Source organism: Devosia sp. (genome assembly GCF_036406155.1).
Lineage (GTDB): Bacteria > Pseudomonadota > Alphaproteobacteria > Rhizobiales > Devosiaceae > Devosia_A.
The window spans coordinates 16,624-27,772 of record NZ_DASWVV010000159.1 but is presented as its reverse complement, the minus strand read 5'-3'; the positions used below and the strand labels follow the sequence as shown (position 1 = coordinate 27,772).

Sequence of the window (11,149 nt, the reverse complement as noted above, 5' to 3'; positions counted from 1 at the left end):
CCAAGTGCGAGGAGAGATCTACATGATTACAATTGCAGACAGGATCATGATTTCGCGCCCGTCCGCGGACGTTTTCGCATTCGTTGCGGACATGAGCAACATCCCCAAGTGGCAGTCCGAGGTTGTCAACTCAACAGTTATTACATCGGGGCCTACACACGTTGGTACGCGTTTTACGGAAGACGTGAAGATGGGACCGACACGCACGACAGCGGCGTGTGAGGTGACTGAATTTGTTCCGGGAGCCTTGATCGGCTTCAAGGCCGTGTCGCCGCGGATGGACTACAGGGCGAAAAATGAGCGTTGCCGGTGCCAGTGCCGGCTCCGAGTTCACGATCAATGGCAGCGCCGAGATGAAAGGCTGGTGGCGGCTGATGGGACCGTTGATGAAGGGTGAGTTCAAGAGAGGCATCCGCAAGGAGTTGGAGACCCTCAAGGCGGTTCTTGAGGGCGCCAAGCCCAACTAGGTTCTGAAGCAAAGGAGAAGGTCGATGCCTTTCTACCTGACCCGGTTCAGTTACACGCCCGACACCTGGGCGAAGCTCATGAACAACCCCGAGGATCGCCGGCTGGCTGCCCGGCAATACATCGAAGGGGTCGGCGGGAAGCTGCATGGCTTCTGGTATGCCTTCGGTGAGCACGACGGGTACACGCTTTGGGAGGCACCCGACAACGTTTCGATGGCGGCGGTGGCGCTGGCCATCGGCGGCGGCGGCGCCCTGAGCAGCATGCAAACCACGGTGCTGCTGAGCGTCGAGGACACGATGGCGGCCCTGAAGAAAGCTTCCGGCGTGGCCTATAAGCGCCCCGGCGAGGCCGCGGCCCGCTAGGCGGAGAGGGCAGGTCGGGTATGCCTGCTAGATGCAGCACTCACGCGTACGCGTTGGGGGGCAAAACGGCGCGTGCCAAGCGGGGCGACGCTCTATCGCATCCTCACGACCACCGGCAGGGACTGGCGAGGCCACGGCTCGCAGGCGACGCCATCGTTGTCGGCGTCATGACTCGGATAATATCCGGGCTCACCACGCCGGGCCGGAGCCAGCCCAACCGAACGGGCGGCGAAGCAGTTCGGCGCTGCAAGCCAATGCCGTGCCGTGACGTCCGCAGGCCACGCGCTGTGCGTCAGCACATACAGGACCCCGACAATTCCCGCCGCGGCCAGAGTAACCGGAACGGCGAGCGCGGCGAGAAGCTGGGGAAGTCGCGATCGCCTTGCCGAGTGCCCCTCACGCCGAACCTGCCGAAACTTGACCACGTTGCTCTTCAATCGAGTCGCCATGGCAGAAACCGGAGCAAGACTTCACGAACTATTATTCACTCTCCACTTCCATAATCATAAGGATACAGTCGATCTCAATACTAACTAATTTGCTAATTGAAATAGATATCCAAATGTCATTACTCAGGGCAGCCTGATCCTACGCCTCGGGGCATAGACCGGCCGAACCGCGCGGACATCCGCTGCGGCCCGCTGGCTACGGGCAGTTCACCCGCATCTCGGCGAAGCCTTCTATCTCGGCCGAGAACACCATGAGCGTGCAGTCGCTGCCGGCCAGCACCGCCGACGTCGTCTCCGCGATGGTGCCGGTACCATCGACAACGACGCTGTCGCCGGTCACCGCCTCGACCCTGACCACCACGGGGCTCTGGCAGATGGGGTAACTTTCCCCGTTCATGGCCATGAAACGCGTCCCGGCGGGGATGCAGTCCGTGGTCGGCAGGCTCGGATCGATAGCAGCGGCGGCCGGCACCTCGCGCACCGCGCCAGGCGAGGCGGCGAGAGGCGGCCGACGCGCCCACTCCTGTTCGAGCGTGTTCATGCGGTCCTGCAGGGCGAGGAGCCCCTCGGCCAGGCCATCGTCGGCGGGTGTGGCGGCGCTTTCGAGGCGCTGCGCCAGTTGCTCCAGCGACAGCTGCAGGCGGGCCAGCTCCTGCGACATCTGCTCGGCGCGCTGGTTGCCGTCGAGGTCCACGATCACCGCCCCGGCGAGCGCCAAAAGGCCGACGAAGGCGGCGAGAAACGGGATGACCCGCTCGCTTACGACCAGGCGGCGATGGCGACGCATCCGGGCCCCTCCGCAGCGTTGCCGAAGCGATATTCGCCGTCGCCCGCCGCCACCCGCGGCGGTACCCCCGCCTGCTCGAACATGTCGAAGCCCTGCTTCAGATTGCGCCAGAACGGGTACCAGCCATTGCCGGACTCCGCGGCGAGGGCCTCGTCGGTGAGGGCGAAGGGGAAGATATGCACGTCGACGGCATCCTGGCCGTGGCGCAGCGCCGCTTCGACCACCGCGTACACCTCGTCGATGCCGGCGTCGCCAATGGCGAAGCAGCCGACCGAGGAGCAGCCGCCATGCACCATCAGGGCCGACCCGGTGCGCCCGAGCTGGCGGTCGAAAGCGTTGGGGAAGCCGAGATTGAAGGCGAGGTGGTGGCGCGATCGGGGATTGAGTTGCGCAAGGCCGACCCGGTAGAACCCTTCCGGCGCCTGGCGGTCGCCCTCGCGCAGCTTGGGGCCGGGCCCGCCCGAGACGGCGCAGATGTGATAGCTGCGGAACAGCGCATACGAACCGCCCCCCGGGCTGAGCCAGAGCTGCAGCTGCCGCTCGCGCTTGAAGATGCGCACATGCGCCCGGTCGCCGAGCACGAAGCCCGCGGCAGCGAGGGCGGCGCGCAGCGCCGCGCGATCGAAGCGTGGTTCAGTTGCGCAGCTCAACCCGTCCCCCACCCGGTGCGGCAGCGATGGGTAGCGCTTGCTGGGCGGCCAGGCAATGCCGGCGCGCGCCGACAGCTGGTCACCCGCGAGCGGCCCCCCTTCCCCACTGCATCCCCCGTTTTCTTTTCCGTATGCCGCCGGCCAGTGGACAGCGGCAATCGGGCGATATCATGCCCGTTCGCGGCGCCGTTCAGACGCGCTGGATACGCGGCGCCGGGACCGGGGCCTTGAGCGAAGGGTCGATGACCTTCTCGGCGCCGGCATCCTTGCCCCCGAACAGACCGCTCACGAAGCTGCCGATGGCCTCGCCACGCGCCTTGGCGGCCGCCAGTTCGGCCGCAGCCTTCTCGGCCTCGGCCGCGGCCTTGGCCTGCCTCGCGGCGAGCGCGGCGACTTCGGTCGCCATGGCCGCATCGTCGGCCGCCTGCTTGGTCTGCAGCGCCGCGGTCATGGTGGACCGGTCGAGCCCTGGGGGACAGGCGGCAGCCGCGTCGAGCACCGTGGCCGCGTCGCGCGGCACGTCGAAGACATATTCGCGATTGCACACGTCCCAGCGGGGCGGCGTCCGCGTCAGCTCGAAACGGTCGTAGCCCTCCTTGATGTCCTTCCAGAACGCCAGATGCGGGCTCGAAGCATGCCGGGCGAGGTTCTGCGGGGTCATGCGGAACGGGAAGATCTGCAGTTGCACGCTGTCATTGCCACCGGCAAAGGAGTCGCGCACCAGGGCGTAGATCTCGGCGATGCTGTCGTCGGTCATCGAGTAGCAGCCGCTCGACGAACAATCGCCATGCACCATCAGGTTCGAGCCGGTGCGCCCGTGCGCGCGGTCGAACTTGTTGGGAAAGCCGGTGTTGAAGGCGAGGTAGTAGTTGGAGTTGGGGTTCAGCAGGCCCGGCGTGATGGTGTAGAAGCCCTCCGGCGACTGCCGGTCGCCCTCCCGGATCTTGGGTCCGAGTTCGCCCGACCAGGCGCAGATCTCGTAGGTGCGGAAATGCTTGTAGGTGCCGCCCGCGGTGCGCTTCCACACCTCGAGTTCGGAGCTCTCCTTGAAGATGCGGATCAGCGTGCCCTCGGCCGGCGACGAGCCCATCGCCTTGAGCTGCGCCACCGTCGCCTCCTTGAGCGGCGCCTGCGCGCGCGCATTGCCCGGCTTGAAGCCGCCGCAGCCGGCAAGCATGCCGGCCATGCCCAGCACCAGGAAAAGCGCCACCCATCTGCGCAGCAACGTCATCGACCCGCGACCCCAATACCCGTCTGGAAACCCCGCCGGCATCACGGCGGGAGAGTTGACCAAAGGTAAGGCCGCAGCGTTACCCAAACCCTACCGCGCCCCAGCCGCCCGGGCCGCAGCCCCCGCTCACCCCAGGTTGGAGCCGATGGCGAGGAACTTCTCGCGCCGGTGCTCGCGCAGCTCGAGACGGGTCTTGCCGTCGAAATCGGCGAGGAACTGCGCGATGGCCTTGCGCGTCTCCGCCATCACGGTGTCCGCATGCCGGTGCGCGCCGCCGGGCGGCTCCGGAATGATGACGTCGACGATGCCGAAGGCGGCAAGGTCCGCTGCCGTGATCTTCATGTTGTTGGCGGCGTCCTGCGCCCGGGCCGCGTCGCGCCACAGGATGGAGGCCCCCGCCTCGGGCGAGATCACCGAGTAGATGGCATTCTCAAGCATCACCACGCGGTTGGCCGTGGCGATGGCGATGGCGCCGCCGGAGCCGCCTTCGCCGATGATGATGGCGAGATTGGGAATGCCGAGCTCGAGGCACTTCTCGGTGGAGCGGGCGATGGCCTCGGCCTGGCCGCGCTCCTCCGCCCCGATCCCCGGATAGGCGCCGGCGGTGTCGACGAAGGCGAGCAGCGGAATGTTGAAACGGTCCGCCATGTCCATGATGCGCACCGCCTTGCGGTAGCCCTCCGGCCGCGCCATGCCGAAATTGTGCTTGAGCCGCTTCTCGGTGGACGACCCCTTCTCCTGCCCGAGAATGGCCACCGACTGCCCCTCGAAGCGGCCGAAGCCGGCGAGCAGGGCCGCGTCCTCGGCGAATTTGCGGTCGCCGGCAAGCGGCGTGAACTCGGTGATCAGCGCCTGCACGTAGTCGGAAAAGTGCGGCCGCTGCGGATGGCGGGCGACCTGCGTCTTCTGCCACGGCGTTAGCCGCTTGTAGATGTCGACGAGCGCCTCGTCGGCCCGTGCCGACAGGCGGCTCACTTCCTCGTCGATGGACACCGCCTGGTCCGCCGCGGCCAGCGACTTGAGCTCGGCGATCTTGCCTTCGAGGTCGGCAACCGGTTTTTCAAAATCGAGATAAGACTGCATCCATCCGCCAGTTCGGGCCAAGAGCGACAGCGCTCCAGTCGCGCCCCAAAGTGGCTGGAAAGTGGCGGCGCCGCGACGCCGAGTCAAGCGATGCCGCGCCGGCCCGTCAATGCCGCCACGTCAGTCCCCTTCGGCCAACGGGTGGTGCGTCTCGACCAGCGTGCGCAGCGTGTCGTCGAGCACGTGGGTGTAGATCTGCGTGGTGGAGATGTCGGCGTGGCCGAGCAGCGTCTGCACCACGCGCAAATCCGCCCCGCCGGCCAGCAGGTGGCTGGCGAAGGCATGCCGGAGCACGTGCGGCGTCACCCGGTCGGCGCCGATCCCGGCGCGCCCGGCAAGCGCCTTGAGCTCGCGCGCGAATACCTGCCGGCCGAGATGCCCTTCCGCGCCCGCCGCCGGGAACAGCCACGGTCCCGGCGCCAGCCCCTTGAGCCAGGCCCGGACTGCGTCGCGCGCCCGGTCGTTGAGCGGAACGATGCGCTCGCGCCCGCCCTTGCCGGCGATGGTGAGATGGCTCGCATCGCGCAGCATCGCCGCGCGCCTGAGCCCGACCAGCTCGGATACCCGCATCCCCGTGGCATAGAGCAGCTCGAGCAGCACGTAGAGGCGCAGCGCGCCGGCGCTGCCCTCGGCGACGGCTTCGGCTTCCGCGGTCGCGAGCAGGCGGTCCACCTCGGCGATCGAGAGGACCTTGGGCAGCGCCCGGCGGGCGCGCGGCGACGCAACGATGCGCGTCGGATCGTCGTCGCGCACCCCGTCGGCGCACAGGAACTTGTGCAGTTGGCGAATGGCGCTCAGACGCCGGGCGCCGCTCGCCGCCGACAGGCCTTGCGCCGACACCAGCTCGAGATAGCCGACGACCTGCCGGCGCGCGGCCGTGGCCAGCCGTGCCCCGGTACCGGCAAGATACTCCGCGTAGTCGGCCAGGTCGCGCCGGTAGGCCTCGATGGTGTTGCGCGCTGCCCCCCGTTCGGCACTCATCATTTCGAGGAAGGCCTCGATCAGATGGACGTCGGCAACGCTCATTCGGGGCCGCCCGGCGCCAGGGTCCGCACGTCGTTTTCCCCCTCCGCCGGCGCGGCGCCGGCGGCGGGCTCGACCGGGGGCGGCGAATCGGCGGTCCGGCTGGTGTCGATCTCGCGGCGCACCAGCGGGGCGCGCTCGGGGGCGGCCACCAGGTCGCGCGCGGGGATGCGGATGGTGATGTCCTTTTCGCCGGGGTCCACCGCCGCCACCAGCGCCAGCATGCCGCCATAGGCCAGGCCGACCAGCACCAGCACGATGACGACGAGGCGAATGAGGGTCGGCATGGCGGTTCCGCTCAAGTTACGCGAAGAGAGGCAGAATGTCCCCTGTTTCGCCGTACCGATCAAGGCCGCTCGCTTATCGGCGGGATTGACTTTGACCGGTCCGGACGGTTCAAGGCGGCACGCAAGCGATCGGGGCCAGCAGGTGGCACGCGGGAAATCCACGGTTCGGGAAGACAGGCGCGACGCGCTGCTGGCGCTGCTGGCGGGCCGTCCCATCGTCCTCGTCGGCATGATGGGAGCCGGCAAGACGACGGTCGGGCGTCGGCTCGCCGCCCAGCTCGGACGGCGCTTCGTCGACAGCGACGAGGAGATCGAGAAGGCCGCCGGCATGAGCATCGAGGATATCTTCGCGACCCACGGCGAGGCCGATTTCCGGGCCGGCGAGGTCCGCGTCATCGCCCGGCTGCTGCGCGATCCCGACCTCGTGCTGGGCACCGGCGGCGGCGCCTTCATCAACCCGGAAACCCGGGCACTGGTGAAGTCGACGGCCGTCTCGGTCTGGATCAAGGCCGATTTCGAACTGCTGTACAACCGGGTCTCGCGGCGTGGCAACCGGCCGCTGCTCAAGACCGCCGATCCGCGCGACACCTTGCGAAAGCTGATCGAGAAGCGCTACCCGATCTATGGCGAGGCCGATGTCACCATCGTGTCGACGGACGCGCCGCATGATGCGGTGGCAGGCGACATCGTCGACGCGCTCGTCGCGTTTCTGGGCAGGCAACAGCAGCGCGAGGACGCCGCACATGGCGAATGATCTGCACACCGTCCACGTCGCGCTGGGCGAGCGCGCCTACGACATCGTCATCGGCGACGACCTGCTGGACGAAGCGGGCGGGCGGCTCGCCGCCATGTTCCCCGGTCGCCGCTACGGCATCGTCACCGACAGCGAGGTGGCACGCGCCCAGTTGTCACGGCTGCGCCGCTCGCTGCAACGGGCCGGCCTCGGCTTCGCCGAGATCGTGGTTCCCAACGGCGAGGCCAGCAAATCCTGGGACCGGCTGGGCGAGGTGGTCGACGCCGTCCTCGCGGCCCGGCTCGAGCGGGGCGACCTCATCCTCGCCCTGGGGGGCGGAGTGATCGGCGACCTCGCCGGCTTCGCCGCCGCCATCGCCCGCCGCGGCATGGATTTCGTGCAACTGCCGACGTCGCTGCTGGCGCAGGTCGATTCCTCGGTCGGCGGCAAGACCGGCATCAACTCCCCGCACGGCAAGAACCTCATCGGCGCCTTCCACCAGCCACGCCTCGTGCTGGCCGACCTCGCCTCCCTCGCCACCCTGCCGCCGCGAGAATTCGCGGCCGGCTATGCCGAGGTGGTCAAGTACGGGCTCATCGACGACGAGGCGTTCTATTTCTGGCTGGAGGAGAACCGGGCGGAGATCTTCGCCGGCGGCCCTGCGCGCGCCGAGGCTATCGCCCGCTGCTGCGCCGCCAAGGCGCGATTCGTCCTCGCCGACGAAAAGGAGACCGGAGTGCGCGCCCTGCTCAACCTGGGCCACACCTTCGGCCATGCGCTGGAGAAGGCGACCGGCTATTCGCAGCGCCTGCTGCACGGCGAGGGCGTGGCCATCGGCATGGTCCTCGCCCATGCCTTCTCGGCCCGGCTCGGGCTGGCGCCGAGCCAGGACACCGGCCGGATCGCCGCGCATCTGAGTGCCGCCGGCCTGCCGACACGGCTGGCCGACATCCCGGGCGAATTGCCGGGGACCGACGCGCTCGTCGAGGCGATCGGACAAGACAAGAAGGTCGTACGCGGCGCCCTCACCTTCATCCTCACCCGCGGCATCGGCCAGGCCTTCATCGAGCGCAACGTCGCGCCGGCCGAGGTCGCCGCTTTCCTCGAGCAGGCGCGCACGGCCTAGCCAGGCGGCGTGGCCGCGAGCCCCCTGCCGACCCCTCCGGGCCGCACCCGAGCCGAGCGTCTGCCCTTGCCGTCCAGGGACAATGCCCTAGATACCGGGAGCCGAGGCCGCGCCGGACGGCAGCACTTCGACGGTGAGGGCGTGCACCCCGGCCTTGAGTTCGTCATCGACGGCTGTCATGACGGCGCGGTGCTGCGCCACGCGGCTGAGGCCGGCAAGGCTGTCGGCGGCGATGCGGACCCGGAAATGCGTCGAGCCGGTTTCGCGCCAGCCCGAGTGGCCGCGGTGTTTCTCGCTTTCGTCGATCACTTCAAGATGGCTGGGAGCGAATTTGATCGAAAGTTTCTGTGCAATCGAGTCGCGAACGGACATATGGATACCGGTTCCACTGGGTTGACTGGTGACGAGTAACTAGGACTGATGAAGCTGGAATCCAAGCTTTTTGACAGGATCAGGATCAAGCCGCGGCACGAGGAAAAGCCTCGCGTCGTGCCGACGCCATGCGCCTGGGAAGGCTGCGACCAGCCCGGCGAATTCCGCGCCCCCAAGGGCAACCGCGCCGAGGGCCAGTACCACGTGTTCTGCCTCGAGCACGTCCGCCACTACAACAGCACCTTCAATTTCTTCGCCGGCATGAGTCCGGGCGAGATGGAGGACCATCTCAAGCGCTCGGCCGAAACCGACGGCCGCCCGAGTTGGGGATTCGGGGCCAAACCGGGGACGCAGGGCCCGCGCATGCCCCGGGCCGACGGGCGCGACCCGGGCGCGCGCCGCGTCTCGGACCCGCTCCATATCTTCGCGCGCTACGCCCGGGCCCAGGCCCGCGGGCCGCAGAAGGAGCATGTCAAGCCGCTGCACGAGCCGGATCGGCGGGCGCTGGAGACGCTGGGCCTGCACGGCCACGCCCCCGCGGCCGAGATCAAGAAGGCATACAAGGGCCTGGTCAAGCTCCACCATCCCGACGCCAATGGCGGCGACAAGACCTCCGAGGAGCGGCTCAGGGCCATCATCGCGGCCTACGCCCACCTCAAGACCCGCGGCTTCGTCGGACGCTAGCCGGCAGCTACGCCGTGCGGCCGTCGACCACCCGGATCTGGCGACGGCAATAGGCGGCAATCTTCTCGTCATGGGTCGAGATGAGGAAGGTCGTACCCTGGTCGCGGTTGATTTCCTCGATGAGCTGCATCACCCGATCTGCCGACTCGCGGTCGAGGTTGCCGGTCGGCTCGTCGGCGAGAACCAGTTCCGGCGTGTTCATCAGCGCCCGGGCGATGGCCACGCGCTGCTTCTGGCCGCCGGATAGCTCGGTGGCGAGGAAATCGATGCGGTCGGCCAGTCCCACCCGCGCCAGCAGTTCGCGCCCGCGCCCGCGCATTGCCGCCGTCTCGCGGCCCGCCTCCACCGCGGCGGGGAAGATGACATTCTCGAGCGCGGTGAAATCGGGCAGCAGGTGATGGAACTGGAACACGAAGCCGATATGGCGGTTGCGGAACTCGGTGAGTTCGCGGTCGCCGGCCTGTGTCAGGTCGCGGCCGAGCATCTCGTGCTGGCCGGAGCTCGGTTGCATCAGCGTGCCGAGGATGGTGAGCAGCGTGCTCTTGCCGGAGCCGGACGGCCCGAGCAGGGCGCACAGTTCCCCTGCTTCGAGCCTCAGATCGAGCCCGTGCAGCACGTGCGTGGCGGTGCTGCCCTCGCCATAGGTCTTGTGCAGGTTGCGCACCTCGAGCAGCGTCTCGCTCATTGCGTGATCACCGTGACCGGGTCGACTCGGGCCGCCGCCCGGGCGGGCAGGATCGAAGCAAGGATGGCGCCGAGTGCCGTCAGCCCGATGGCGAGGCCATAGGCGCCCTGGCGCACGTCGATCGGCAGGTCGCCGGCGGTCGCCAGGTCAGGGGGTGGAAAAGGCGCCAGCAGCAGGTAACCCAGCCCCGCCCCCGCCAAGCCGCCGAGAATGCCGATCAGCGCCCCCTGGATGACGAAGACGGCGACGACGAAACTGCGGCTGGCGCCCATCGCCCGCATGATGCCGATTTCCGAGCGCCGCCGGTAAGTCGAGAGCAGCAGCGCGCTGGCCACGCCGATGACGATGCTGATCAGGGCGAAGGCCTTGATCAGGTTGCTGGAATTCTCCTGCGCGCGGAGCCCGGAGAGCAGTTGCGCGTTGCCGGCGGTCCACGGCGTCGCGGCGAGCCCGGTATCGGCGGCGATGCGCGCGGCATAGGCGTCGGCCGCGTCGAGGTCGTCAAGCTTGATCTCGATGCGCGAGATGCCCTGCGGCAACTCGAACAGGGTGCGGGCCGCCGCCAGGCTGACGAAAGCGGCCCGGCTGTCCAGCGCCTCGAGCCCGAGTTCGAAGATGCCCCCCACCAGCAAAGGCCGCTCGATGTCGCGGTCGGAAAGCAGGCCCACCACCTGGCCCACCTCGACCCCGATGTCGCGGGCCAGCGTGCTGCCGATCAGCACCGTGGTGTTGGTGAGCGCGGCGCTGCCGGCGACGAGGTGGCCGCCGATGTCGGCAATGGCGGAGACCTTGTCGGCCTCGACTCCGGTGACGCCGACCGGCGCCCGCTGCTGGCCGCGCACAAGGAACCCGTTGCCGACGATCTGCGGCGACACCGCCCGCACGCCCGGCAGCGCCTCGATGAGCGGCAGGAAGGCGGCGGCCGTCCGCAACTGTTCGCGCCGGGTGGCGGCGCGCTGCTCTGCCAGCAGAATCCGGCCCTCCCCGCCCGGCAGCAGCAGCCCGGCCTCGCGGTCGGGGGCCTCGACGCTGACATGAGCGATGTCTCCGACCGTGCGCTGCACCAGGAACAACCCGAGCCCGCCGATCAGGGCGCTGATGAAGACGAAGACGAAGACGCCGACGGCAACGCCGGCGATCAGCAACCCGGTCTGCGCCTTGCCGGCGGTGAGATAGCGCAGGGCGATCTTGAGGCCGTAGGGCATGGCG

At 68.5% G+C, this 11,149-nt stretch carries 15 protein-coding genes and 1 pseudogene; 6 read left to right on the top strand and 10 right to left on the bottom strand.

Annotation, left to right across the window (positions count from 1 at the left end; all coding sequences use genetic code 11):
- Positions 1–22: 22 nt before the first annotated feature.
- The 3 genes and pseudogenes from VGD93_RS10185 to VGD93_RS10175 form a co-directional block, all read left to right on the top strand.
- Positions 23–280 (top strand): annotated as a pseudogene (locus VGD93_RS10185) (SRPBCC family protein); the annotation flags it as partial.
- 16 nt (positions 281–296) lie between these two features.
- On the top strand, positions 297–467 hold the full coding sequence (locus VGD93_RS10180; protein WP_395011692.1) for a hypothetical protein: 171 nt from the start codon (positions 297–299) through the stop codon (positions 465–467).
- A gap of 24 nt (positions 468–491) precedes the next feature.
- Positions 492–830: a GYD domain-containing protein gene (locus VGD93_RS10175; protein WP_395011690.1), complete on the top strand. Its 339-nt coding sequence runs from the start codon at positions 492–494 to the stop codon at positions 828–830.
- A 92-nt stretch (positions 831–922) separates the two neighbouring features.
- Here the strand turns inward: VGD93_RS10175 and VGD93_RS10170 are convergent, their stop codons facing one another.
- The 7 genes from VGD93_RS10170 to VGD93_RS10140 form a co-directional block, all read right to left on the bottom strand.
- Positions 923–1,279: an excalibur calcium-binding domain-containing protein gene (locus tag VGD93_RS10170; protein WP_395011688.1), complete on the bottom strand. Its 357-nt coding sequence runs from the start codon at positions 1,277–1,279 to the stop codon at positions 923–925.
- A gap of 196 nt (positions 1,280–1,475) precedes the next feature.
- A complete protein-coding gene (locus tag VGD93_RS10165) occupies positions 1,476–2,066 on the bottom strand; it encodes a hypothetical protein (RefSeq protein WP_395011686.1) in 591 nt (196 codons plus the stop codon).
- Positions 2,039–2,716 (bottom strand): L,D-transpeptidase family protein, encoded by a 678-nt coding sequence (locus tag VGD93_RS10160; RefSeq protein ID WP_395011684.1) that lies wholly within the window; start codon positions 2,714–2,716, stop codon positions 2,039–2,041. Before VGD93_RS10160 ends, VGD93_RS10165 begins: the two co-directional genes overlap by 28 nt.
- A gap of 190 nt (positions 2,717–2,906) precedes the next feature.
- Positions 2,907–3,947 (bottom strand): L,D-transpeptidase family protein, encoded by a 1,041-nt coding sequence (locus tag VGD93_RS10155; protein ID WP_395011682.1) that lies wholly within the window; start codon positions 3,945–3,947, stop codon positions 2,907–2,909.
- 126 nt (positions 3,948–4,073) lie between these two features.
- Complete coding sequence (locus VGD93_RS10150) at positions 4,074–5,030, bottom strand: acetyl-CoA carboxylase carboxyltransferase subunit alpha (protein WP_395011680.1); 957 nt, start codon at positions 5,028–5,030, stop codon at positions 4,074–4,076.
- 120 nt (positions 5,031–5,150) lie between these two features.
- Positions 5,151–6,056, bottom strand: a complete 906-nt coding sequence (locus VGD93_RS10145) for a site-specific tyrosine recombinase XerD (RefSeq protein WP_395011678.1) — start codon at positions 6,054–6,056, stop codon at positions 5,151–5,153.
- Positions 6,053–6,340 carry a hypothetical protein gene (locus VGD93_RS10140; protein WP_395011676.1) on the bottom strand — a complete coding sequence of 96 codons (288 nt, stop codon included), beginning with the start codon at positions 6,338–6,340 and terminating at the stop codon, positions 6,053–6,055. Before VGD93_RS10140 ends, VGD93_RS10145 begins: the two co-directional genes overlap by 4 nt.
- Here VGD93_RS10140 and VGD93_RS10135 point away from each other — a divergent pair.
- Both VGD93_RS10135 and aroB read left to right on the top strand, forming a co-directional pair.
- A complete protein-coding gene (locus VGD93_RS10135) occupies positions 6,339–7,094 on the top strand; it encodes a shikimate kinase (RefSeq protein WP_395011674.1) in 756 nt (251 codons plus the stop codon). The genes VGD93_RS10140 and VGD93_RS10135 overlap by 2 nt on opposite strands.
- The gene (aroB, locus tag VGD93_RS10130) at positions 7,084–8,199 is read left to right on the top strand and encodes a 3-dehydroquinate synthase (RefSeq protein WP_395011673.1); all 1,116 of its coding nucleotides are present in this window, start codon (positions 7,084–7,086) and stop codon (positions 8,197–8,199) included. Before VGD93_RS10135 ends, aroB begins: the two co-directional genes overlap by 11 nt.
- 87 nt (positions 8,200–8,286) lie before the next feature.
- Here aroB and VGD93_RS10125 read toward each other — a convergent pair whose 3' ends face one another.
- Entirely contained in the window at positions 8,287–8,571 is a 285-nt protein-coding gene (locus VGD93_RS10125; RefSeq protein WP_395011671.1) for a BolA family protein, read from the bottom strand.
- Between the two features lie 48 nt (positions 8,572–8,619).
- Here VGD93_RS10125 and VGD93_RS10120 point away from each other — a divergent pair, with 48 nt between their 5' ends.
- Complete coding sequence (locus VGD93_RS10120; RefSeq protein ID WP_395011669.1) at positions 8,620–9,255, top strand: J domain-containing protein; 636 nt, start codon at positions 8,620–8,622, stop codon at positions 9,253–9,255.
- Positions 9,256–9,262: 7 nt separating this feature from the next.
- Here the strand turns inward: VGD93_RS10120 and VGD93_RS10115 are convergent, their stop codons facing one another.
- Both VGD93_RS10115 and VGD93_RS10110 read right to left on the bottom strand, forming a co-directional pair.
- Positions 9,263–9,940, bottom strand: a complete 678-nt coding sequence (locus VGD93_RS10115; protein WP_395011667.1) for an ABC transporter ATP-binding protein — start codon at positions 9,938–9,940, stop codon at positions 9,263–9,265.
- Positions 9,937–11,145, bottom strand: coding sequence for an ABC transporter permease (locus tag VGD93_RS10110; RefSeq protein WP_395011665.1), 1,209 nt, complete (start codon positions 11,143–11,145; stop codon positions 9,937–9,939). Before VGD93_RS10110 ends, VGD93_RS10115 begins: the two co-directional genes overlap by 4 nt.
- Positions 11,146–11,149 lie beyond the last annotated feature (4 nt).